Annotated in this window: 18 protein-coding genes; 11 read left to right on the plus strand and 7 right to left on the minus strand. The window is 64.7% G+C overall.

The window, feature by feature from the left end; translation table 11 throughout:
* Nucleotides 1–160: 160 nt before the first annotated feature.
* The gene (gene rnd, locus RT662_RS15685) at nucleotides 161–1330 is read right to left on the minus strand and encodes a ribonuclease D (protein WP_313671625.1); all 1170 of its coding nucleotides are present in this window, start codon (nucleotides 1328–1330) and stop codon (nucleotides 161–163) included.
* Nucleotides 1331–1421: 91 nt separating this feature from the next.
* Between rnd and aspS the strand changes: the two genes are divergently transcribed.
* Nucleotides 1422–3203, plus strand: coding sequence for an aspartate--tRNA ligase (gene aspS / locus RT662_RS15690; RefSeq protein ID WP_313671626.1), 1782 nt, complete (start codon nucleotides 1422–1424; stop codon nucleotides 3201–3203).
* Between the two features lie 43 nt (nucleotides 3204–3246).
* Nucleotides 3247–4035, plus strand: a complete 789-nt coding sequence (locus RT662_RS15695) for a polyphosphate kinase (RefSeq protein ID WP_313671627.1) — start codon at nucleotides 3247–3249, stop codon at nucleotides 4033–4035.
* 115 nt (nucleotides 4036–4150) lie between these two features.
* Here the strand turns inward: RT662_RS15695 and RT662_RS15700 are convergent, their stop codons facing one another.
* Complete coding sequence (locus tag RT662_RS15700) at nucleotides 4151–6133, minus strand: lytic transglycosylase domain-containing protein (RefSeq protein WP_313671628.1); 1983 nt, start codon at nucleotides 6131–6133, stop codon at nucleotides 4151–4153.
* A gap of 92 nt (nucleotides 6134–6225) precedes the next feature.
* On the opposite strand from RT662_RS15700, the gene dapA reads away from it, so the two are divergent.
* The 5 genes from dapA (at nucleotide 6226) to recA (ending at nucleotide 11020) form a co-directional block, all read left to right on the plus strand.
* Nucleotides 6226–7110 (plus strand): 4-hydroxy-tetrahydrodipicolinate synthase, encoded by an 885-nt coding sequence (gene dapA / locus RT662_RS15705; protein ID WP_313671629.1) that lies wholly within the window; start codon nucleotides 6226–6228, stop codon nucleotides 7108–7110.
* Nucleotides 7110–7592 carry an SsrA-binding protein SmpB gene (smpB, locus tag RT662_RS15710; RefSeq protein ID WP_313671630.1) on the plus strand — a complete coding sequence of 161 codons (483 nt, stop codon included), beginning with the start codon at nucleotides 7110–7112 and terminating at the stop codon, nucleotides 7590–7592. The genes dapA and smpB overlap by 1 nt, the downstream gene beginning before the upstream one ends.
* Nucleotides 7592–8251, plus strand: coding sequence for a sulfite oxidase-like oxidoreductase (locus RT662_RS15715; protein WP_313671631.1), 660 nt, complete (start codon nucleotides 7592–7594; stop codon nucleotides 8249–8251). The genes smpB and RT662_RS15715 overlap by 1 nt, the downstream gene beginning before the upstream one ends.
* Nucleotides 8252–8270: 19 nt before the next feature.
* Nucleotides 8271–9836, plus strand: a complete 1566-nt coding sequence (locus RT662_RS15720; RefSeq protein WP_313671632.1) for an ATP-binding protein — start codon at nucleotides 8271–8273, stop codon at nucleotides 9834–9836.
* A 110-nt stretch (nucleotides 9837–9946) separates the two neighbouring features.
* Nucleotides 9947–11020, plus strand: a complete 1074-nt coding sequence (gene recA / locus RT662_RS15725; RefSeq protein WP_313671633.1) for a recombinase RecA — start codon at nucleotides 9947–9949, stop codon at nucleotides 11018–11020.
* Nucleotides 11021–11090: 70 nt separating this feature from the next.
* Here the strand turns inward: recA and RT662_RS15730 are convergent, their stop codons facing one another.
* The gene (locus RT662_RS15730) at nucleotides 11091–12002 is read right to left on the minus strand and encodes a hypothetical protein (protein ID WP_313671634.1); all 912 of its coding nucleotides are present in this window, start codon (nucleotides 12000–12002) and stop codon (nucleotides 11091–11093) included.
* Between the two features lie 106 nt (nucleotides 12003–12108).
* On the opposite strand from RT662_RS15730, the gene RT662_RS15735 reads away from it, so the two are divergent.
* The 3 genes from RT662_RS15735 (at nucleotide 12109) to RT662_RS15745 (ending at nucleotide 16421) form a co-directional block, all read left to right on the plus strand.
* Entirely contained in the window at nucleotides 12109–12942 is an 834-nt protein-coding gene (locus tag RT662_RS15735) for a methyltransferase domain-containing protein (protein WP_313671635.1), read from the plus strand.
* Nucleotides 12943–13000: 58 nt separating this feature from the next.
* Complete coding sequence (gene alaS, locus RT662_RS15740) at nucleotides 13001–15643, plus strand: alanine--tRNA ligase (protein ID WP_313671636.1); 2643 nt, start codon at nucleotides 13001–13003, stop codon at nucleotides 15641–15643.
* A gap of 67 nt (nucleotides 15644–15710) precedes the next feature.
* Entirely contained in the window at nucleotides 15711–16421 is a 711-nt protein-coding gene (locus RT662_RS15745) for a class I SAM-dependent methyltransferase (RefSeq protein ID WP_313671637.1), read from the plus strand.
* Here the strand turns inward: RT662_RS15745 and RT662_RS15750 are convergent.
* The 4 genes from RT662_RS15750 to RT662_RS15765 all read right to left on the minus strand — a co-directional run bounded on the left by RT662_RS15750 (nucleotide 16418) and on the right by RT662_RS15765 (nucleotide 21897).
* Nucleotides 16418–18130, minus strand: a complete 1713-nt coding sequence (locus RT662_RS15750; protein WP_313671638.1) for a cation:proton antiporter — start codon at nucleotides 18128–18130, stop codon at nucleotides 16418–16420. The genes RT662_RS15745 and RT662_RS15750 overlap by 4 nt on opposite strands.
* Before the next feature lie 38 nt (nucleotides 18131–18168).
* Complete coding sequence (locus RT662_RS15755; RefSeq protein ID WP_313671639.1) at nucleotides 18169–19974, minus strand: DUF885 family protein; 1806 nt, start codon at nucleotides 19972–19974, stop codon at nucleotides 18169–18171.
* Nucleotides 19975–20050: 76 nt separating this feature from the next.
* Nucleotides 20051–21274 carry an NADP-dependent isocitrate dehydrogenase gene (locus RT662_RS15760; RefSeq protein WP_313671640.1) on the minus strand — a complete coding sequence of 408 codons (1224 nt, stop codon included), beginning with the start codon at nucleotides 21272–21274 and terminating at the stop codon, nucleotides 20051–20053.
* A gap of 86 nt (nucleotides 21275–21360) precedes the next feature.
* Nucleotides 21361–21897, minus strand: a complete 537-nt coding sequence (locus RT662_RS15765; protein WP_313671641.1) for a TIGR00730 family Rossman fold protein — start codon at nucleotides 21895–21897, stop codon at nucleotides 21361–21363.
* An 83-nt stretch (nucleotides 21898–21980) separates the two neighbouring features.
* Here RT662_RS15765 and RT662_RS15770 point away from each other — a divergent pair, with 83 nt between their 5' ends.
* Nucleotides 21981–22835, plus strand: a complete 855-nt coding sequence (locus tag RT662_RS15770; RefSeq protein WP_313671642.1) for a phosphatidylserine decarboxylase — start codon at nucleotides 21981–21983, stop codon at nucleotides 22833–22835.
* Nucleotides 22836–22842 lie beyond the last annotated feature (7 nt).

Here is a 22842-nt window from a genome sequence, read left to right on the forward strand (position 1 = left end):
CAGCGTAATCGCCTTCGGCGACCCCTACGGGGCGGGCTGAATTCGGTTCATGGCTGCGTTGATCGTCGGTTACGATGCTAAAGGCATCGCCCCCTCCTCACTCCTTGCCACGAACCGAATTCAGCGCCGTGCCGTTGATCCAGATTGGTCGGAAGCCGCTCTAATCGCCGCTCAACTGGCTCATCTTGAGCTTGCCATCGGTCACGGCAAAGCCCAGCCGGCCTTCGACCAGCGCCAATGCATCGGCGCCGAAGATATCGTGCCGCCAGCCCCGCAGCATGTCGAGCCCATCGCGCTGGCCGGCGGCGAGCAGTTCCAGATCATCGGCACGCACGATCAGGCGCGGCGCCACGCCGGCTTCCTTGGCGCGGATCTTCAGCAGCAGCTTCAAGAGATCGGCGATCAGTGCGCCTTCGCTCGACAGGCCGGGACGCTGCGGCTCGCGCGCCGGCATTTCATCGGCCTCCAGCGGCGGCGCGTCTTCCAGCGCTGCCATCAGCCGTGCGCCGATGGCATTGCCGCCCCACGCCGCCGAAAGCCCGCGCACCTTGGCCAGATCGGCCTGGGCGCGGGGCGGGGAGGAAGCGAGATCGGCCAGTGTTTCGTCTTTCACGATGCGGCCGCGCGGCACATCCTTGTCTTGCGCTTCCAGTTCGCGCCAGCGCGCCAGCGCCTTCAGCCGGCCCAGCACATCGGCCTTGCGGCTGGGCAGACGCAGGCGCAGCCAGGCGCGTTCCGGATCATTGGCATAGGTGGCGGGATCGGACGCGCGCGCCATTTCATCGTCCAGCCACTCGCCGCGGCCGGTGCGGCGCAGCTTGTCCACCATCCGGGGGAACAGGCGGGCGAGGTGGGTGACATCGCCGATGGCATAATCGATCTGGCGATCGTTCAGCGGCCGGCGGGCCCAATCGGTGAAGCGGGCGCCCTTATCCACCTGGATGTTGGCGTAGGCCGCCACCAGGTTGGTGTAGCCAATCTGTTCGCCCAGACCCAGCGCCATGGCGGCAATCTGTGTGTCGAACAGCGGCTGCGGCGTCTTGCCGGTGAGGTTGTAGATGATTTCCAGATCCTGCCCGCCGGCGTGGAACACCTTCAGCACCGGTTCTTCCACCAGCAGCTTCAGCAGCGGTGCCAGATCAAGATCGGGGCTCTTGGGATCGATGGCGGCGGCTTCGTTCGGGCAGGCCACCTGCACCAGGCACAGATCGGGGTAATAGGTGCTCTCGCGCATGAACTCGGTATCCACCGCGACGAAATCAGCGGTAGCCCAGCGGGCGCAGAGTTGTTCGAGAGTCGCGGTGTCCGTCACCAGCGGATGAATCAGCATGGGGCCCGTTACTCCAATCTCGCCGCTTGACAAAGCGGTGAATGACGTGTGCTAGCCGCCCTTCAAAACAAAGTTGCCGGAACACGGAAAAATGCACGCTTATCGCACCCATAACTGCGCCGCCCTGCGCGCCGCCGATGCTGGCCAGACAGTGAAACTGTCGGGCTGGGTTCACCGCAAGCGCGATCATGGCGGGGTGCTGTTCATCGATCTGCGCGATCACCATGGCCTGACCCAGATCGTGGCCGGCCCGTCGTCGCCGGCGTTCCCGGTGCTGGACAAGATCCGGGTGGAATCGGTTGTCACCATCGTGGGCGAGGTTGTGCTGCGTGAGGCCGGTGCGATCAACAGCCGGCTGCCCACGGGCGAAGTGGAAGTGCGCGCCAAGGAAATCACCATCCAGTCCACCGCCGATGAACTGCCGATGCCGGTGGCGGGCGAGGCCGAATATCCCGAGGATATCCGCCTGAAATATCGCTTCCTCGATCTGCGCCGCGACCGCCTGCATCAGAACATCATGCTGCGCAGCAACGTGATTTCGTCGCTGCGCCGCCGCATGATCGATCAGGGCTTCATGGAATTCCAGACGCCGATCCTCACCGCCAGCAGCCCGGAAGGCGCGCGCGATTACCTGGTGCCCAGCCGGGTGCACCCCGGCAAATTCTATGCGCTTCCCCAAGCGCCGCAGATGTTCAAGCAGCTGCTGATGGTGGCCGGGTTCGACCGTTACTTCCAGATCGCGCCGTGCTTCCGCGATGAAGATGCGCGGGCTGATCGTAGCCCGGGCGAATTCTACCAGCTCGATTTCGAGATGAGCTTCGTCACCCAGGAAGACGTGTTCGCTGCCATCGAACCCGTGCTGGCCGGCGTGTTCGAGGAGTTCTCCGGCTTCGGCGGCCGCGATCCGTGGGCGGTTACCAAGGGCGCCTTCCCGCGCATTCCCTATGCGGAATCGATGCTGAAGTACGGCAACGACAAGCCCGACCTGCGCAACCCGATCATCATCAGCGATGTCGGCAGCCATTTTGTCGGTTCGGGCTTTGGCCTGTTCGCCAAGATGGTCGAAGGCGGCAATGTCGTGCGCGCCATCCCGGCGCCCGGCACGGCCGAGAAGAGCCGCAAGTTCTTCGACGACATGAACGAATGGGCGCGCAGCGAAGGCTATGCCGGGCTCGGTTATGTCACCCGCAAGGGCGGCGAGTTCGGCGGCCCTATCGCCAAGAACCATGGCGAAGCCGGCATGTTGGCGCTGTATGACGCGCTCGGCCTTGGCCCGGATGATGGCTGTTTCTTCGCCGCCGGCAAGGAAGCCCAGGCCGCCAAGCTGGCCGGCCTGGCCCGTACCCGGATCGGCACGGAACTGAACCTGATCGAGCAGAATGCGTACAAATTCTGCTGGATCGTCGATTTCCCGATGTTCGAGTACGACGAAGACGCCAAGAAGATCGACTTCAGCCACAACCCGTTCTCGATGCCGCAGGGCGAACTGGAAGCGCTGGAGACCCAGGACCCGCTGACCATCAAGGCATTCCAGTACGATATCGTCTGCAATGGTGTGGAACTGTCGTCGGGCGCCATCCGCAACCACCGTCCGGACATCATGTACAAGGCGTTCGAAATCGCCGGCTACACCCAGGAGCAGGTGGACGCGAACTTCTCTGGCATGATCAACGCCTTCAAGTTTGGCGCGCCGCCGCACGGTGGCTCGGCGCCGGGTGTTGACCGCATGGTGATGCTGATTGCGGATGAACCCAACATCCGCGAAGTGATCGTGTTCCCGATGACCCAGAAGGCCGAAGACCTGATGATGAATGCGCCGGCGCCGGCGACGCTGAAGCAGCTGCGCGAGTTGCACATCCGCATCGTCGACTAAGCGGGGCTTGCCTCCATGCCGGCGGGCTGCCAGCCTGCCGGCCATGAGCCCACACAATCTCGCCGATTTCGAAGTCGATCATGATCTGCCGCGCGGCGATTATGAAACGCAGCTGGAGGCCCTTCAGCACCGGCTGGAGCTGATCCAGGCCGCCTATATCGCGCACGGATTGAAGGGCATCGTTGCCATTGAAGGCTGGGACGCCTCTGGCAAGGGCGGGCTGATCTCGCGCATGGTCTCGACGCTCGATCCGCGCTTCTGCAAGGTCTGGTCGATTTCAGCGCCGACCCGTGAGGAAGCTGCGCGGCATTATCTTTGGCGCTTCTGGCAACGGCTGCCTGGCAATCGCGAAATCTCGATCTACGATCGCACCTGGTACGGCCGGGTGCTGGTGGAGCGGGTGGATGGCTTCACGCCGGAACCACGCTGGCGCGAGGCCTACAAGGAAATCAACGAGTTCGAGTCGCTGCTACTGGCCGACGGCGTGCGGTTGGTGAAGATTTTCCTGCACACCACGCAGGCCGAGCAGGACAAGCGCCTGGAAGAGCGGATCAAGACCCCGTGGAAGCGCTGGAAGACCGGCACGGATGATTACCACAACCGGTCAAAGAGGGCGGATTACATGGCCGCTTACCATGACATGTTCCGTGAATGCTCCCCGTCGCACGCGCCGTGGCACGTGGTGGCCGCCAACGACAAGAAATGGGCGCGTGTGCGCAGCCTGGAACTGATCTGCGAGGCGCTGGGCGCAGGCGTGGACCTCAGCTGGCCGGAGCCGGATGCGGAATTGGTGAAGATTGCGGAGAAGGCGCTGGGGAAGAAGCTCGACTAAGCTTCCGCGTCACCCCGGCGAACGCCGGGGCCCATCTCTCGCAGTTCCCACCAGCTTGCTTGATGGCACAGGCGGGCGATGGGCCCCGGCGTTCGCCGGGGTGACGGGGGCGGCTTCAGCCCGGCGTGCTCTTGCCCAACCACTCGCTCAGCCGGTTGGGGCCTTTCGTGACCGCCCGGTCGGGATAAAGCGTTTCATAGACCACGGCATTTTCCAGCACGCGCTGCACATAGTTGCGGGTTTCCGCAAACGGGATGCTCTCGATCCAGTCGAGGATGTCGCCGTTCCTGGGATCGCCGTTCTGGGCAATGAAGCGCCGCACATTGCCCGGCCCGGCGTTGTAGGCCGCCACCGCCAGCGGTGCTGAGCCACCGTAACTGGCCCGCAGCCGTTCGATGAAGCCGCTGCCCAGCGTGACGTTCCACGCCGGGTCCTGCGTCAACCGGCTGGCCGGGCTGGCGGGCAGGCCCATTTTCTGGGCCTGTTCGGCGGCGGTGGCCGGCACCAGCTGCATCAGGCCCAGCGCATTGGCGCTGGAACGTGCCGTGCGGTCGAACTGGCTTTCCTGCCGTGTGATGGCGTGGATGATGGTGAAGCGGGCGCTGAGATTTTCGGGCAGCGGCAAAACCGGAAAGGCCACGGAAATCAACGCCAGCTCGGCCGTACCGCGCGCCGCCTTGCCGGCATGCACCCCGGCATCGGGGCGGTTCAATGGCCCGGCCAGCCCTGCCACCAGCGCGGCACGCTCCGGGGTTTCGGCGGTATCGGCGAGTTGCTTCAGAAATGTGGTTTGGCGGCCGCGATCAATGTCGGCCAGTGCAAACACGGCGCGCACACGGCCTTCGGCGCGGAAATTGCCGGCAGTCACTGCATCAAGAGCGGGAAGCGGGCGATTGGCCAGCGACAGCGGCTGGCCCAACCGCTCGCTGGCCAATTGGCCATAGAAATAATCCGGATGGCGGGCCGCGGCGGCGAAATACGGCCGGGCTTGTTCCCGCTGGCCGGCGGCTTCTGCGGCGCGCCCAGCCCAGTAATCGCCGCGCGCCTGGCTGATCGGCGTTTGCGCCACAGCGCGGGCATTGCGGAAATGGGTGAGCGCTTGCGCCGGCTGGTTCAGGCGGCGCAGGGCGATCCAGCCGGCCAGCCACTCCGCATCCAGCAGTGCCGAGCGTTCCGCCACCGGCCGCGACGCCATGCGTGCGGCATCCAACCCGTGCCCGGCCAGCACGGCGCGGGCGCTTGTCAGATTGCCCGCGCGCCACAAGGCCCGGCCGATATCGAGCCGCGTCTTCAGCCAGCTTTCCAGACCGATGCTGAGCAGCCCGCCGGCCACGCGCGGCGTCGCCGGCCCGGACAGCAGGGCGTGGCCCTCGGCAGCGCGGCTCTGGCGGATCAGCCATTGCGCTTCGTCCAGTACCAAGCCGGCTTCACGGCGCAGGCGATCCGGCACCACGGCCATGCGGGCGGCCACATCGGGTGCATTGCGTTTAAAGGCGATGCGAGCCAGCGCCCACAGGCGGGTATCGGTATCGACGCGGGCCAGCATGCGCCCTGCCGGCGTGATGCGATCGGCCCACAACAGCCGGTCCATGCGGCTGGCATGATCTTCGGCGCGCAGGCGTTCCCCGAACCGCGCCAGCAGCCGGGTTTCCTGCACCTCATCCAGCCCGGCCGAATCCCAGGCATCCCGCGCCCAGGTGGCGGCCGTGGCGGCCTGCCCACTGGCGGCCAGCGCCTCGGCGTGGCGCCATTTGCCGTCGGCGGTGAGCGGGGCCACGCGCGCGAAATGGCGCACGATCTGATCGGCCGGCGTCTCGTCGGTGATGCTGCGTTCGGCCAGTCGGCGGATGGTGGTGGCCGCGGGCCAATCAGCATGGCCGGCCAGGAAGGCGGCATATTCGCTGAAGCTTGCCCTGTAGGCTTCGCGCCGCAGGCGGTCCCAGGTCACCACTTCGTCCAGCACCGGCACCGCCTGTGCGCCGGACAGCGGCGCGCCTGAAAGCTGGTTGAAGCGTCCGCTTTCATTGTCGGCCAGCCGCGCCTGATAGCGCGCGATGGTGGCCGCATCGAGCGTTTGCGCCGCGACGGGGGCGGCCATTACCACCGATATGCTGGACAGGGCAGCCCAGCCGCTTCTATTGCGCTCTCTATACATGCCGCCTGTGATAAGGTGCGGCAGAGGAACAGGCAATGAATGGACGTCCCTTCACAGGATCAATGCCGGCGCTGGTCACCCCGTTCAAAAATGGCGTGGTGGATCTGGATGGCTTTGCCGCGCATGTGGAATGGCAGATTTCCGAAGGCAGCCATGGCCTGGTGCCAGTCGGCACCACGGGCGAATCCCCCACGCTGGCCCATGATGAACATTATGCGGTGATCACCGCCTGTGTTGAGGTGGCGCGCAAGCGCGTGCCGGTGATCGCCGGCTGCGGCAGCAACGACACGCGCACCGCGCTGGCGCACCTGGCGCACGCGCAGAAGGTGGGCGCCGATGCCGCGTTGATCGTCGTGCCCTATTACAACAAACCGAGCCAGGCCGGCCTGATCGCCCATTTCACCACGCTGCACGATGCCACCACGCTGCCAATCATCATCTACAACATCCCCGGCCGCAGCGTAGCGGACATGTCTGTGGAAACGATGGCGGTGCTCAGCGCACTGCCGCGCATCATCGGCGTGAAGGATGCCACCGGCAACATCGCCCGCGTGGCGCAGCAGCGCCTGGCGTGTGGTGCCGATTTCATCCAGCTTTCGGGCAATGACGACATGGCGCTGGGCTTCAACGCGCAGGGCGGGGTGGGGGCGATTTCCGTCACCGCCAACGTTGCGCCCAAGCTGTGCGCCCAGATGCAGGAAGCGACGTTGAAGGGGGATTATGCTGCCGCACTGGCCATTAATGATCGGCTGCAGCCGCTGCACGCCGCCCTGTTCAGCGATGCCTCGCCCGGCCCGACCAAATATGCGCTGAGTCGTCTCAGCCGTATGGGCACTGAAGTGCGCCTGCCGATCGCCGAGCCATCGGCCGCGTCGAAGGCCGCCGTCGATGCCGCGCTGGTGCACGCCGGCCTCATCTGATGGCACGTCCGAAACCAGCCGTTGGCGTGAAAGTGAAGACGGTCGCCGAAAACCGGCGGGCGCGGTTCGAATATTTCATCGAAGACGTGGTGGAAGCCGGCATCATGTTGACCGGCACCGAGGTGAAATCGCTGCGCAAGGGCCAGGCCAGCATCGCCGAAAGCTTTGCCGAGGTGAAGGATGGCCAGATGTGGCTGATCAACGCCACCATCCAGGAATTCAGCCACGGCAATATCTTCAATCACGAGCCGAAGCGGCCGCGCAAACTGCTGCTGCACGCCCGCGAGATCGAAAAGATGGAAACCGCCGTGACCCGGCAGGGCATGACGATCGTGCCGCTGTCGATCTATTTCAACGGCACCGGCCGCGCCAAGATCGAAATTGCCCTGGGCAAGGGCAAGAAGCTGCACGACAAGCGCGAAACGTCGAAGGAACGCGACTGGCAGCGTGACAAGGCCCGGCTGATGCGGGATCGCGGCTGATGGCAGAAGGCAAAGCTGGAGGCGTTCGGGAAAAGCTGATCGCCATCAAGCAGGCCTGGGCGGAAAGCCGCCGCCTGCTGACCGGCGAACGCGATCCCGAACACGCCAACCGCCTGCCGCCCGGCCAGCGCCTTGTCACCAACTGGCCGGTGCTCGATCTGGGCGTGAAACCCGATATCGCCAAGACTGATTGGCGGCTCACCGTCGACGGTGCCGTGGCCAATCCGATCAGCTGGGATTGGGCGGCTTATCAGGCGCAGCCGCAGGTGGAGGATGTGTCGGACATTCATTGCGTCACCCAATGGTCACGCTTCGACAATCGCTGGTCGGGCGTTGCCACCAGTCATCTGCTCAGTGTCGTGCAGCCGCTGCCCAATGCCAATGTTGTCGTGCTGCACGGCGCCGATGGCTATACAACCAACATCACGCTGGAGTGTTTCGCGGGCGACGATTGCCTGATCGCCCACGCCCATGATGGCGTGCCGCTTCCCCGCGATCATGGTGGCCCGGTCCGGGCGATCATCCCGCGCTGGTATTTCTGGAAATCGGCCAAATGGCTTACCCGCATCGAGGTTCTGGCCGTGGACAAACCCGGCTTCTGGGAGGTACGAGGGTATCACAACGAGGGCGATCCCTGGACGGAGCAGCGCTATAACTGAACCCACCGCCCCTGCAGCCGTGAACGACTGGATGCATTTCCAGCCCGTCCAAGCTGCCTGGCCTGCGCCCTATGCCGAAGGGCTGGCCAGCCCGTGGATCGGCACGCTGTTGATGAACCTGCCGATTGCGCTGGCACTGCTCGATTCCTCGGGCCGCATCGTTACCGGCAATGATGCCATGCAGGCCACCGCCGGCACCGGTTGGCGCCCCGGCATGCGCCCGGAAGCGATGGTGGTGGGCGATGATGCCGGCATGTTGTCCCGCGCCGTTGCCGATGTGCTGGCTGGCGGCGAACCGCAGGTGCTGCGCCTGGCGCTGGCGGAACGCCCCGACGAAGTGCGCGATATCAACGTGATGTCCACGCCTCCGGGTTATGGCGCCTCGGCTCTGGTGGTGATGCGTGACATCCGCGAACAGATGCGGCTGGAAGCGCAGGTTGCCGCTGTCACCCGGCTGCAGGCGGTGGGCCAGCTTGCCGGCGGGGTGGCGCATGATTTCAACAATCTGCTTACGGCCATCCTGGGCCATGCCGAACAGTTGCTGGAACGCTTTCCCGATTCCGGCCCCGAACATGATGCGGTTGCCGAGATCCTGCATAACGGCAAGCGCGGTGCCAATCTGGTGGCGCAGTTGCTTGCCTTCGCTCGCCAGCAGCCGCAGAATCGGCAACTTCTGTGTGTGCGAGAGTTGGTGGAGGGGCTGCGGCCGCTGCTGACCAAATTGCTCGGCCCGGCGATCGAGTTGGATATCGCAGCGCCGCCAGGGCTGTTCTTCGTGCGGGCCGATCCGGGCCAGCTGGAACAGGTGATCGTCAATCTGGCTGTCAACGCCCGCGATGCCATGGAAGGCAACGGCAGGCTGGTGATCAGCATCGCCGATGTGCTGCGCCGGGATGTGGCCGCGCTCGGCCACGCCATGATGCCGGCCATCGATTTCGTTTCCATCGATGTCAGCGATACCGGCAGCGGCATACCGCCCGATATTGCGGCCAAGATTTTCGAACCCTTTTTCACCACCAAGCCGCAAGGGCAGGGCACGGGCCTGGGCCTGTCCACCGTCTATGGCATCGTCAAGCAATCGGATGGCTATATCTTTGCCAAGCCGGGGCCCGGCGGGCGCGGCACCACCTTTTCGCTCTATCTGCCGGGCCGGCCGCAGCCGGCGGCCGTCGTGGCCGATCGCGCCGTGGTGGAAGTGCCGCCTGAACCGGTTGCCGCAGGCCGCCGCGTGCTGCTGGTGGAAGACGAACCTTCGGTGCGTGCGGTGTTTGCCCGCGGCCTCGAACGCAAGGGTTGTGTGGTCACCACCGCCGGCGATGCCATGGTGGCGCTGGCCATATTGCGCGACGGGCAAACGTTCGACGTTCTGGTGTCCGATGTGATGATGCCCGGCATCGACGGCGTAGAACTCGCCTTCGAAGCCGCCCGGATGTGGCCGGAAATGGGCATCGTGCTGATGTCGGGCTATGCCGAACTGCCGCGCCACCGTGAAGCCGATGCGCGCGGAATCCGCTTTTTGGCTAAGCCCTTCGCCTTGGCTGAGCTCGTTTCAGCAATCGCCACCGCGCAGCCATTGAAGAGCTGAACGAACGAATTTCTCCGCCTTCTGTTCCCCTCTTGTTCACCAAGAACAATTGGTGTACATCAAAACCCGTTGACGAATATCGACAGCGGCTTCAGGGAAGGGTTCGGGTCATGGCATCTGCTCTTAAAGTGGTGGAATCGGGAATGGATCGGCAAAAAGCTCTGGAAGCGGCCCTGGCCCAGATTGACCGTGCATTCGGCAAGGGCTCGGTGATGAAACTGGGCCAGCGCGACGCGATGGAGGTGGAGGCGATCTCCACCGGTTCGCTCGGTCTTGATATCGCGCTCGGCATTGGCGGCCTGCCGCGTGGCCGTGTCGTGGAAATCTATGGCCCGGAAAGCTCGGGAAAGACGACGCTGGCACTGCATGCCATCGCCGAAGCGCAGAAGAACGGCGGCACCGCGGCGTTTGTCGATGCCGAACATGCGCTCGACCCGGTCTATGCCAAGAAGCTGGGCGTTAACATCGACGAACTGATCGTCTCGCAGCCCGATACCGGTGAACAGGCGCTGGAAATCGTCGATACGCTGGTGCGCTCCAACGCCATCGATGTGCTGGTGATCGATTCGGTCGCCGCGCTGGTGCCGCGCGCTGAAATCGAAGGCGAAATGGGTGACAGTCACGTTGGCCTTCAGGCTCGCCTGATGAGCCAATCCTTGCGCAAGCTGACCGGCTCGATCAGCCGCTCGCGCTGCCTCGTGATTTTCATCAACCAGCTGCGCATGAAGATCGGCGTGATGTACGGCAACCCGGAAACCACGACCGGCGGCAACGCGCTGAAATTCTATGCTTCCGTCCGCCTCGATATTCGCCGCACCGGCCAGATCAAGGATCGCGATGATATCGTGGGCAACACCACCAAGGTGAAGGTGGTGAAGAACAAGGTGGCGCCGCCGTTCAAGCAGGTCGAATTCGACATCATGTATGGCGAAGGCATCTCCAAGATCGGTGAGATTCTCGATCTCGGCGTGAAAGCGGGGGTGATCGATAAGTCGGGCGCCTGGTTCAGCCACGACAGCATTCGCATCGGCCAAGGCCGCGAGAACGCCAAGAAGTATCTGAAGGAAAACCCGGAAACCACGGTCAAGATCGAGAAGATCATCCGTGACAACGCGGCCGGTATTTCTGAGGCGCTGTTGGTTGGTCCCTCGGCTGACGACGACAGCGGTGACGACGAGATGTGAGTTTCGGACAATCAGTTCCCACGAAGAAGGGGCGGCCAATCAAATGGCCGCCCTTTTTTGTTGCCAGCCATTACTGCGGCAACGTGGGCTTTGCCTTCACCGGTTCCGCAGCGGCATCGGCCATGCGCCCCGCCATATCTGCCCGCTGTCGCCAGCCATCCACCGTGGCGCGGCTGCCGTACATGGCTTCGATGAAGCGCTCGTCTTGCTCGGACAGCCCGTCAAAGCGCGGTGCGCCGGGTTCGAACAGCGCCAGGATGCTGCCTTCTGGCCGTTCGCGGGCATTCATCCGCAGGCGCGACAGCGCAACCAGCGCGACATAGTCCGTGAGCGCCGCCATCGACACCGTGCCAATGCGATCAATGTCCACCACAATCACTGCGCCCGTGATGCCGACGCGCGATGGCTGGTCAAGCCGCGAGGCACGGGCATTGTTGTTGTAGGTGATTTCGCCCGGCAGGCCGCTGGCGCTGGCGCCCAATCCCAGCGGGCCTGGGCTGAATGGCTTGCCATCCCCGCTTTCCGGCGCGGTGAAATGCCACCAGCGCACCGGCAGTGTCGGCGATTTCAGCAACGCCCGTTCCGGCCCGGGAAGCGCATCGAGAGCACCATTCTGCCGGCGGTTCACTGTTCGCACCAGCGCGCGGGCATCCCGGGTGAAGACCACGGCGATATTGGGATCACAATCCCCGCCGGCCAGCTTCAACCCGACATGGCGGGCCACATCGGCAATCCGGCTGGTGAAAAGCCGGCCCACCCGCTCCTCCACGCCAAGCGCGACGGGGCACAGCGGCGTGAACCAGCGCGCATTCTGGCCGTTTCGCGTGTCGGCCAGCGCTGTCCGCATGAATTTCGACGCCTGTGCCCGCAGGGCGCCACGGCTCAGCCGTTCGGCAGTGACGGTCATGGTGTCGGCCGGCACTGGCTGGGCCAGAGCGGCACTGGCAGACATGATCGAGAGGAAACAGAGAAGCGCACGCATGACGCAACGGTAATCGGCGGCGGCATCGCGTCAAGCGCGGCCGATTGACCGCAAGCGCATCTGTCGCCACATCCGAATCACGAAAACAAGCAGGGGCCTCGCCGCGATGAGCAACGCCGAACAGATCGACTATTGGAACGGCAAGGTTGGGGACATCTGGGTGCAGATGCAGGAACGCATGGACCTGGCGCTCACCCCCGTCACCGCTGCCCTGCTGGCCGCCGCCAGCCCGCAGCCCGGCGAACTGGTGCTCGATATCGGGTGCGGCGCTGGCGAGACCACGCTGGCCGTGGATGCCGTGGTGGGGGAGGGTGGCCATGCCAGCGGCCTCGATATATCCGAGCCGTTGCTGGCCCGCGCCCGGACTCGTGCCGAAGCCTTGCTGTCCGAGGCCGAGTTCATTGCCGCCGATGCGTCGGCCTGGGCGGATGAAAGTGGTTTCGATCTCATCCTGTCGCGCTTTGGCGTGATGTTCTTTGCCGATCCGCAGGCTGCCTTCACTCATCTCCACGGCTTGGCCGCACCCGGCGGCCGGCTGGTGTTTGCCTGCTGGCAGCCCGCCGCGCGCAATCTTTGGGCGACGCTGCCGATGACGGCGCTGGCCGATCTGCTCCCCGCCCAACCGCCGGCCGATCCCCATGCGCCTGGCCCCTTCGCCTTCGCCGACGCCGCGCGGGTGGCGACCATGCTGGAGGCGGCAGGCTGGCAGGATATGGCCTTTCACAGCCTGCCCTTTGCCATGCTGGTTGGCGGCGGTGATGATCCGATTGCCGATGCGGTATCGTTCAATCTGAAGATCGGCCCGGCGGCGCGTGTGGTGCGGGATGCAGGGATCGGCGATGTGGCCAAGCCCCGTTTGGCGGCCGCGCTGCAGCCATTTCTGGCCGATGGCCGGGTGGAACTGCCCGGCGCCGTCTGGGTGGTGACAGCCCGCGCTTGAGCGAAGCCGTGGACGCTGGCCTTTACGCTGGCCGCATCGGGCGTTAAGCGCTCATCCCATGATCTCGTCCAACGACATCCGCCGCAGCTTCCTCGATCATTTCGCCAAGGCGGGCCACATGGTCGTGCCCTCGGCACCGCTTGTGCCGCAAAATGATCCGACGCTGATGTTCGTCAACGCCGGCATGGTGCCGTTCAAGAATGTCTTCACCGGCCTTGAGACGCGCCCCTACACGCAGGCGGCCAGCAGCCAGAAGTGCGTTCGCGCCGGCGGCAAGCACAATGATCTGGATAACGTGGGCTACACCGCCCGCCACCACACCTTCTTTGAAATGCTGGGCAATTTCTCGTTCGGCGATTATTTCAAGGAACAGGCCATCACGCTCGCCTGGGATCTGCTCACCCGCGAGTGGGGCCTGGACAAGAATCGCCTGTGCGTCACCGTCTATCACACCGACGATGAAGCCGCCGATCTGTGGAAGAAGATCGCTGGCCTGCCCGACGAAAAGATCATCCGCATCGCCACCAACGACAATTTCTGGTCGATGGGCGATACTGGGCCTTGTGGGCCCTGTTCGGAAATTTTCTACGATCACGGCGATCACATCCCCGGCGGCCCGCCCGGCAGCCCGGATGAGGATGGCGATCGCTTCGTCGAGATCTGGAACCTGGTGTTCATGCAATATGAGCAGGTCGATCGCGATACCCGCCTGAACCTGCCGCGCCCCAGCATCGATACCGGCATGGGCCTGGAACGCATCGCCGCCGTTCTGCAGGGCGTGCACGACAATTATGATACCGATACGTTCAAGACGCTGATCGCCGCCAGCGAAGACAAGGTGGGCAAGGCCACGACCGCCGAAGCCCGCGCATCGCACAGAGTGATTGCCGATCACCTGCGCTCGTCTGGTTTCCTGGTGGCCGATGGCGTTTTGCCGGCCAACGAAGGCCGCGGCTATGTGTTGCGTCGTATCATGCGCCGCGCCATGCGCCACGCGCACCTGTTGGGCGCCAAGGAGCCGTTGATGCACCAGCTGGTGCCCGCACTGATGGCGACCATGGGCCAGGCCTTCCCGGAGCTCGGCCGCGCGCAGGCGCTGATCGAGGAAACGCTGAAGCTGGAAGAAACCCGTTTCCGCCAGACGCTGGAGCGTGGGCTGGGCCTGCTGGAGGACGCGACCGCCAAGCTGACGACTGGCGGCACGCTGCCCGGCGATGTCGCTTTCAAGCTCTATGACACGTTCGGTTTCCCCTATGATCTGACCGAAGACGCGCTGCGGGCGCGTGGCATTGCGGTTGATCGTGCCGGTTTCGATGCGGCCATGGCCGAACAGCGCCGCCTGGCCCGCGCCGCGTGGAGCGGTTCCGGCGAAGCCAAGGACGCTGCGGTATGGTTCGACATTGTCGAAGCCGAAGGCGCCAGCGAATTCACCGGCTATTCCAGCCTGACCGGCGAAGCCAAGGTGGTTGCCTTGGTGAAGGACGGCCAGCAGATCGACAGCGCCAATGCCGGCGACAAGATCGTCGTCGTCACCAACCAGACGCCCTTTTATGCCGAAAGCGGCGGCCAGGCCGGCGACGGCGGCAGCATCAGTTGGGGCGATGGCCTGACCGCGCGCGTGGCTGACACGCGCAAAGCGCTGGGCAAGCTGCACCTGCATGATGTGACACTGACCGCCGGCCCGCTGGCGGTGGGCGACGTGGTGAAGCTGGATGTGGATGCGCCGCAGCGCGGTGCCCATCGCCGCGCCCACAGCGCCACCCACTTGCTGCATGCCGCGCTGCGTCGCCGCCTGGGCACGCATGTCACGCAGAAGGGCTCTTACGTCGGCGAGGATTATCTGCGCTTCGACTTCTCGCACCAGAAGGCGATGACGCCGGCGGAACTGGCGCAGGTGGAAGCTGATGTGAACGCCCAGATCCTCGGCAATCGCCCGGTTTCGACCAAGTTGATGACGCCGGATGCCGCCATTGAAGCCGGCGCCATGGCGCTTTTTGGTGAAAAGTACGGCGAGGAAGTCCGCGTGCTGTCGATGGGCGCCGACGACGGCGGCGACACCTATTCGGTGGAACTGTGCGGCGGCACCCATGCCGAAGCGCTTGGCGATATCGGCCTGCTCAAGATCACCAGCGAAAGCGCCGTCGCCAGCGGTGTGCGCCGCATCGAGGGTAAGACCGGCATCGCTGCGCGCGAATGGCTGAACGATCGTGAAGCCCTGCTGCTGGAAGCCGCGGCCGCCATCAAGGCGCGCCCGGAAGAAGTGCCGGCGCGGCTTGCCACATTGATCGATGAGCGCAAGCGGCTTGAGCGCGAACTGGCCGATGCGAAGAAGGCGCTGGCCCTCGCTGGCCCCGCTGGCGCCAAGGCCGGCCCCGAAATGGTGAACGGCATCAAGTTCCAGGGCCAGGTGCTCGATGGGCTGGAAGCCAAGGCGCTGCGCGGGCTGGTGGATGAAGCCAAGCAGGCGCTGGGCAGCGGCGTTGTCGCCATTGTTGCTGTGAACGACGGCCGCGCCAGCGTGGCGGTGGGTGTGACCGACGATCTAATCGCGACGCGTTCGGCAGTGGATCTGGTGCGGGTAGCAGCCGCAGCGCTGGGTGGGCAGGGCGGCGGTGGCCGGCCCGACATGGCCCAGGCCGGCGGCCCCGATGCCGACAAGGCAGCCGATGCCATTGCTGCCGTGAAAGCCGCCCTCGTTTGACCCGGCAGCCTTGACCTTGCCGGCCTGACCGTCCAAAGCCCGCCGCCCGGCAACGAAGGGGGCGAGCATGGCGGCAGGTTGGGAGGCTTCGGCAGCGGCGTGGATCGCCATCCAGGGCGACAGCGGCGATTTTGGCCGCATGCATGTGCTGGATGCGCCGATGCTGGCACTGGTGGATGAACTGGCCCCGGCACGGGTGCTGGATGTCGGCTGCGGGGAAGGGCGCTTCTGCCGGATGCTGGCGGAGCGCGGCGTTGCCACCACCGGCGTCGATCCGGCGGCCACGCTGATCGCGCAGGCACAGGCGCTGCACCCGGACGGTGATTACCGGGTGGAGTCTGCCGAAACGATGGCGGTCGAACCCGGCGGCTACGACATGGCGGTCTGCTATCTCTCGCTCATCGACATGCCCGATCTCGATGCCGCGCTGGCGCGCATCGTCGCCGCGATCCGGCCCGGCGGGCATCTGCTGATTGCCAACCTGACGGGCTTCAATACCGCCGCCGTGCACCTGGGCTGGGTGAAGCCGCTGATCGGTGAGCCGAGCTTCCCCATCGATCAATATCTGGAAGAGCGCCCGCGCCGCACCGCCTGGCGCGGGGTGGACATCATCAATCACCACCGACCGCTGAAACGCTACATGCAGGCGCTGCTTTGCCACGGCTTGTTGCTGACCCATTTCGATGAACCGCCGGCCACGGGCGGCCCGGCCGACAAGCGCGACCGTTACAACCGGGTGCCGAATTTCCTCATCATGGGCTGGAAGAAGCCGGACTAATCGCCACTGGCTGGCCCGCGCCGCAGGGTGCGCAACGGCGGTCGTTTGAGGATCGCACCACTGCCCTTTATCTGCGTGCGCAGCTCGTCACGCTTTTCGTGCACCGACGCGATCACCGGACCCATCGCGACGCCCAGATCCACCAGCACGGCTTCGGCGAGTTGCAGGCTGCTTTCCACCGTTTCAGGTACGGCATCGGTGGCCCCGGCACCATAAAGCGCGCCGGCATGTTCGGCATCGCGGGCGCGCACCACGATGCACAGCTCGGGGTGGCTGGCGCGGATGCGGCGCACCAGAAGATCGAGCATGCGCATGTCGTCGATGGTGAGCACCACCGCCTTGGCATTTTCAAGCTTCAGGCGATCGAGCAGTTCCGGGCGACGGGCATCGCCATAGACCACGCGCTTGCCGGCGCGGCGCAAGCGCTGGACCTCGTCGGGATCGCTGTCGACCGCCAGCCAGGGCTGGCCGTGCATGTCCAGCATCTGCGCCACCAGCCGGCCAACGCGACCATAGCCGATGATCACGGTCTGTTGCTCGGCGGCTTCCGGCGCCGGTTCTTGATGGTCTTCGTTGCTCTGGGCCTCCAGCCGCGCGCCCGCCAGGCCAAGCAGCGGCGCCAGCGCAAGGGTGAGCGAGGCGACGGCCGCGCCCAGCACGATCAGGCTGGTTTCGGACGGGCTGGCCAGCAGCAGCGCGATATGGCCGGCCACACCGCGCCTTGTGCCGCGCAGGCGCAGCAGCGCATAGACCGCGGCGCACTTCACCGCCAGCACGGCGGCAGTTCCAGCTAGCACTGGCCACGGATCGGCCGCGATGGCCCCTAGATCGAGGCCGCTGCCCACCCAGATCAGGAACACGCCCAGCAGCAGGCCTTCAAACGGCTGGATTGCGGCTTCGATCTGGCGGCGATAGTCGCTGGTGGAGAGCATAAGGCCGGCAGTGAGCGCACCCACGGCGGGTGACAGGCCGGCCACGGCAGCGGTGGCGGCCGAGCCGATCAGCACGACGAGTGCGGCAGCAAGGAACAGTTCGGAACGGCGGGTACGTGCTGCTTGCAGGAACAGCGGCGGCACGATGTGGCGGGCAAACAGCGCGATGCCGATCAGCGCGCCGACGCCGATGATCAGGCTGCGACCAAAATTGCCGCCCCCGCCCTGAACGGATGCGGCGCCGATCAACAGCAGCATTGGTGCAATGGCCAGATCCTGAAACAGCAGCACGCCCAGCGCCTTGCGCCCCGCCTGACTGTTGATCCGCCCGCTGGCGGAGAGGAGTTGCAGGCCTACCGCGGTGGACGACAGCGCCAGCGCCGCAGCCATTGCCGCCACCGCGACGGGTGGCAGGCCAGCGACATAGAGCGCCGCGCCGATCAGGCCGGCGCACAGCAGCATCTGCTGACTGCCCAGACCAAAAATCAGGCTGCGCATGGTGCGGATGCGATCAAGGCTGAGTTCCAACCCCAGCGCGAACAGCAGCAGCGCGACCCCTAGTTCGGCCGGGGCACCCAGACTTTCGGGATTGGACAGGGATAGCCAGTCCAGCCCCGGCAATTGCACCAGCCCGAACGGCCCGGCCGCCACACCGATCAGGATGAAGCCGATCACCGGCGAGATGCGCAGCGCGGCAAAGGCCGGAATCACCAGCCCGGTTGCGCCCAGCACCAGCACCATGTCCTTGAAGGCAGAGCTGTCGAGGTTGAGTGCCATTTGACTACCATGGCGGCTGCGGCGCGGGATGTCACGCCTCAGGCGCGGCGCAGCGCTTCCCGCTCGAACAGCACAAGCGGCATGGCGCCCAACCGCAGTATTTCATGGAACTGGCGAATATCGAAGGCCGGGCCCTGCTTGGCCTTTACCATTTCGCGCACCGCCAGCCACTTGGTGTGGCCGATCTTGTAGCTCAACGCCTGGCCCGGTGCCGCGCAATAGCGTACGATTTCGCGGGTGGTACGGCCGCGAGCAAAGCCGGTGGTATCCACCATATACTTTATCGCCTGATCCTTGCTCCAGCGTTTGTGGTGGATGCCGGTATCGACCACCAGCCGCGTGGCGCGGAACAACAGGCTTTGCAGATAGCCGATGCGGCCCAGCGGGTTGCCCTCGTAATAACCGATTTCGTCTGCGAGCGTTTCGGCATAGAGCGCCCAGCCTTCGGTATAGGCGCTGTAGCCGGCGCGGCGGCGGATCGGCGGGACATCGGGGCTTTCCAGCGCCAGCATCACCTGGAAATGGTGGCCGGGCACGCCTTCGTGGAAGGTCACGGTGGGCAGGCCAAACTTGGGCCGATCGAAACTGTCGGTGAGGTTGATGAAGAAGGTGCCGTTGCGCATCCCATCGGGGGTGCCGGCCTGATAATAGGCCCCGGCGCCACCTTCCTGGATGGCCAGCGGCACGCGCTTCACGTCCAGCTTCGATCTGGGTTGGCTGATGAACAGGCGTTCCAGTTTCGGGTACATGGCGGCGACATGGCTGCGCAGTTCGTTCAGCAGCTCTTCCTTGCCGGCATCGGTGTTGGGATAGGTCTGGTCCGGGCGCTCGTTCAGCGCCACCAGCCGCTGGCCCACCGTGCCCTGAGTCAGGCCCTGGCCCTTCAGCAGCACCTCAAGCTGGCTCGAAATATCAGCAACCTGGGCAAGACCAAGCAGGTGCACCTCTTCAGCTGTATAATCGGTCGTGGTCGAGGATTTGACCGCCGCGTCGTAATAAGCAGCGCCCTCGGGCAGCTTCCACACGCCGGCATCCATCGTGGCCGAGGCGCGCAGGGCGGTAACCGCGGCGATCTGGCGATCAAGGGCAGGGAAGACTTGCTTCTCCACGATTTCAAGCGCGCGGCCGCCCCAATTGCCGGCAATATTGGCGGCCACCGTTTTGCGGGTGAGGGCGGCCACCAGCACTGTCTCCCCTGCTGGCGTGACGCGCAGGCGCTGCATCTGCGGCAGCGCCAGATCGAGCAGGAAGGCCGGTGGCACCACGCCGTTCGCTGCTTCCTCGCGCAGGCGTTGCGTGTTCTGATCAAGCGCCCCCGCAAAGGCGGACAGGCGAGCCAGCCAGGCCTCGGCATCGTCGCTGTTTGTCACCCGGTGCTGGTTCTCCAGGAACCCGGGCACCTCGCGAAAGGCGCCTTCGCTGTGGGTGAGCACATAGGGTGCGAAATTGCCGCCGGCGCTGCCGAAGCCGAAGCGCGTTTCGTTCATCACGCGGCGCGACAGATCATATTCAACCACGTCGCGATCGAGCCGGCGAGCGGGGGAAAGGGCGTCGGCAGGGATAGCGCGCAGCCGGTCAAGCTGGCTGCTGGCGCGGGCCAGATCGGCAGCGCGGCCGGTGCGGCTGTAATCGGAAAGCTGCGATTTCAGGCCGGTATTGGCGCCCGTATCCAGCCCCAGCGCTGTGGCGCGTTCTGGTGAAGCGGCGATGCCTTCGGCAAACATCGCATCGAACAGGCCGAGCAGTTGCGCATCGGGGTTCGGCTGGGCAAGTGCCGGCCCGGCAAAGGCAGCAGCTGCGGTGCCAGCAAGCAACTGCCGGCGGTTGATGGCGAAATACGGCATGTCACTCTCCCCTGCGTTGCCCGTCTATTGGCGGGCCAGGCAGGGGAGGGCAAGTGCGGCCTGAAGGCCCCAGTCGTTACAAACCTTTGACGATGGCTGCATCCAGGTTGGCGCGCACGGTTTCGAAGAATTTCTCCGTGGTCATCCAGGCCTGATCCGGGCCGATCAGCAGGGCCAGATCCTTGGTCATCGCGCCCGATTCCACGGTTTCGACGCAAACGCGCTCCAGCGTTTCGGCAAATTTCGTCACCATCGGCGTGCCATCCAGCTTGCCGCGATGCTTCAGGCCGCCGGTCCAGGCAAAAATGCTGGCGATCGGGTTGGTGCTGGTCGGCTTGCCTTCCTGGTGCATGCGATAATGGCGAGTCACGGTGCCGTGCGCGGCTTCGGCTTCCACGGTCTTGCCATCGGGCGTCAGCAGGATGCTGGTCATCAGGCCGAGGCTGCCATAGCCTTGGGCAACCATGTCCGACTGCACGTCGCCGTCATAATTCTTGCAGGCCCAGACGAACTTGCCCGACCATTTCAGGGCGGAGGCGACCAGATCGTCGATCAGGCGATGTTCGTAAATGATGCCAGCCTTGCGATATTGAGCCTTGAAATCATTGGTGTAAACTTCTTCGAACAGATCTTTGAAGCGGCCATCATAGGCTTTCAAGATGGTGTTCTTGGTCGACAGATAGACCGGCCAGCCGCGATCCAGGCCATAGTTCAGGCAGGCGCGGGCGAAATCACGGATGCTGTCGTCAAGGTTGTACATGCCCATGGCGACGCCGGACGACGGGAATTCGAACACCTCTTCCTCGATCACGCTCGAACCATCCTGCGCTTCCCAGCGCATGGTCAGCTTGCCGGGGCCGGGCACCTTGAAATCGGTGGCGCGATACTGATCGCCAAAGGCGTGGCGGCCGATGACGATCGGATCGGTCCAGCCCGGCACAAGGCGCGGCACGGACTTGATGACGATGGGTTCGCGGAACACCACGCCGCCCAGGATGTTGCGGATGGTGCCGTTGGGCGATTTCCACATCCGCTTCAGCCCGAATTCCTTCACGCGGGCTTCGTCCGGCGTGATCGTGGCGCACTTCACGCCAACGCCGAACTCCTTGATCGCGTTGGCGGAATCAACCGTGATCTTGTCGTTGGAATCATCCCGGCTTTCCATGCCGAGGTCGTAATAGCGAAGATCGATGTCGAGATAGGGCAGGATCAGTTGCTCGCGGATCCATTGCCAGATGATGCGGGTCATCTCGTCGCCGTCGAGCTCGACAACGGGGTTTTCGACCTTGATCTTCGGCATCTTGTACTTCCTGCGTTGGTGCGACGGTTTGTAGCAGCCGTTCTAGGGGGTGGCAGGCGGGCCGGTCAATGGTGTCAGCCGCTGCTTTATCCAAGCTTTTCCGACAGGGTCGCCAGATTGTCCAGCGGTTCGGCAAGCGCAGCCAAATGCGGCGGGCCAAAGCCGGCGGCGCTGATATGGGCGAGCAGCGCCGTAAGCGGGTCCCAATAGCCGTTCCCGCCCAGCAGCCAGATCGGCTTGTCGTGAATGCCCAGTTCGCGCCACGTCAGGCTTTCGAAGAATTCGTCGAGGGTGCCAATGCTGCCGGGCAGGGCGATGATGGCATCGGAAAGCCGGTGCATCAGCGCCTTGCGCTCGTGCAGCGTCTCCACCACGTGCAGTTCGTCAAGCCCGTCCTGGGCGATTTCGGTGGTCATCAACAGGCGCGGGATGATGCCGATCACGCGGCCGCCGCCATCCTTGCAGGCCCGCGCCGCCACGCCCATCAGGCCGACGCGGCCGCCGCCATAGACAAGGGTGACGCCGCGTTCGGCACACAGGCGCCCCAGGCCCGCAGCCAGCTCGGCATGGACCGGATCATGGCCGGGGCGGGAACCACAGAACAGCAGCAGGGATCGGATCATCGCCGCCCTGTGGCGCATCGACGAGCGGTGCGCAATGCGCGATCAATTGCCAAGCGGCGTATGACGGGGCTAAAGCAGCAGACATGACTGATCCAGACAAGAAACTGACGCTCGAAGAGCTTGAGGCCGAGCTGAACGCGCTGAAGGTGACGCCGGCAGCCGAACCCGAACTGCCGGCGCCGCCGCCCGTTCCACCGGAAGTGCCGCCCGGCCCGCTACCGCTGGTTCCCGGTGAAAGCGCCAAGTATCGCCTGCCGGACATGCACCCCGAAGGCCGCAAGTTCCTCGGGATCGCGCTGGCCGCCGTGCTGTTCAGCGGTCTGGTGCTGGAATGGACGGCGCTCAGCTTCGTGCTGCTCGGCATTGCCATCTGGGTGGCGGCCTTTTTCCGCGATCCGGTGCGGGTGACGCCAGTTGGGGACAATCTGATTGTTTCTCCTGCCGATGGCCTGATCAGCCTGATTACCAATGTCGACGTGCCGCGCCAGTTGCTGGGCGATGGCGGCCTCAGCGAAGGCCAGGTTATGCGCATTTCGGTGTTCATGAACGTGTTTGACGTTCACGTGAACCGCGCGCCGATCGCCGGTCGGATGACCCGCATCGTCTATGTGCCGGGCAAGTTTCTCAATGCCGATCTCGACAAGGCCAGCGACGAGAATGAGCGGCAGTATTTCGTGATGGAAGATGCCAGCGGTGTGCGAGTGGGCTTCACCCAGATCGCCGGCCTGGTGGCCCGCCGAATCATGAAGTGGGTGGATGTCGGCCAGATGCTGAAAGTGGGGGAACGCTTTGGCCTGATCCGCTTTGGCAGCCGGGTCGATGTGTTCCTGCCGGCCGGTTACGTGCCAGCCGTGGCGGTGGGCCAGCGGGCCATTGCTGGCGAAACCGTGCTGGCGGTTAAGGGTACGCCGTTGATGCAGGGCGCGCAGGCGCAATGATGGGGCC

Origin of the sequence: Sandarakinorhabdus sp., from assembly GCF_032115815.1 — a bacterium.
Classification (GTDB): domain Bacteria; phylum Pseudomonadota; class Alphaproteobacteria; order Sphingomonadales; family Sphingomonadaceae; genus Sandarakinorhabdus.

What these genes read in the sequence shown, in the direction of transcription:
- rnd (WP_313671625.1), bottom strand. Translation starts at nt 1,330, where the DNA reads ATGCTGATTCATCCGCTGGTGACGGACACCGCGACTCTCGAACAACTC.
- aspS (WP_313671626.1), top strand. Translation starts at nt 1,422, where the DNA reads ATGCACGCTTATCGCACCCATAACTGCGCCGCCCTGCGCGCCGCCGAT.
- RT662_RS15695 (WP_313671627.1), top strand. Translation starts at nt 3,247, where the DNA reads ATGAGCCCACACAATCTCGCCGATTTCGAAGTCGATCATGATCTGCCG.
- RT662_RS15700 (WP_313671628.1), bottom strand. Translation starts at nt 6,133, where the DNA reads ATGGCCGCCCCCGTCGCGGCGCAAACGCTCGATGCGGCCACCATCGCG.
- dapA (WP_313671629.1), top strand. Translation starts at nt 6,226, where the DNA reads ATGAATGGACGTCCCTTCACAGGATCAATGCCGGCGCTGGTCACCCCG.
- smpB (WP_313671630.1), top strand. Translation starts at nt 7,110, where the DNA reads ATGGCACGTCCGAAACCAGCCGTTGGCGTGAAAGTGAAGACGGTCGCC.
- RT662_RS15715 (WP_313671631.1), top strand. Translation starts at nt 7,592, where the DNA reads ATGGCAGAAGGCAAAGCTGGAGGCGTTCGGGAAAAGCTGATCGCCATC.
- recA (WP_313671633.1), top strand. Translation starts at nt 9,947, where the DNA reads ATGGCATCTGCTCTTAAAGTGGTGGAATCGGGAATGGATCGGCAAAAA.
- RT662_RS15730 (WP_313671634.1), bottom strand. Translation starts at nt 12,002, where the DNA reads ATGCGTGCGCTTCTCTGTTTCCTCTCGATCATGTCTGCCAGTGCCGCT.
- RT662_RS15735 (WP_313671635.1), top strand. Translation starts at nt 12,109, where the DNA reads ATGAGCAACGCCGAACAGATCGACTATTGGAACGGCAAGGTTGGGGAC.
- alaS (WP_313671636.1), top strand. Translation starts at nt 13,001, where the DNA reads ATGATCTCGTCCAACGACATCCGCCGCAGCTTCCTCGATCATTTCGCC.
- RT662_RS15745 (WP_313671637.1), top strand. Translation starts at nt 15,711, where the DNA reads ATGGCGGCAGGTTGGGAGGCTTCGGCAGCGGCGTGGATCGCCATCCAG.
- RT662_RS15750 (WP_313671638.1), bottom strand. Translation starts at nt 18,130, where the DNA reads ATGGCACTCAACCTCGACAGCTCTGCCTTCAAGGACATGGTGCTGGTG.
- RT662_RS15755 (WP_313671639.1), bottom strand. Translation starts at nt 19,974, where the DNA reads ATGCCGTATTTCGCCATCAACCGCCGGCAGTTGCTTGCTGGCACCGCA.
- RT662_RS15760 (WP_313671640.1), bottom strand. Translation starts at nt 21,274, where the DNA reads ATGCCGAAGATCAAGGTCGAAAACCCCGTTGTCGAGCTCGACGGCGAC.
- RT662_RS15765 (WP_313671641.1), bottom strand. Translation starts at nt 21,897, where the DNA reads ATGATCCGATCCCTGCTGCTGTTCTGTGGTTCCCGCCCCGGCCATGAT.
- RT662_RS15770 (WP_313671642.1), top strand. Translation starts at nt 21,981, where the DNA reads ATGACTGATCCAGACAAGAAACTGACGCTCGAAGAGCTTGAGGCCGAG.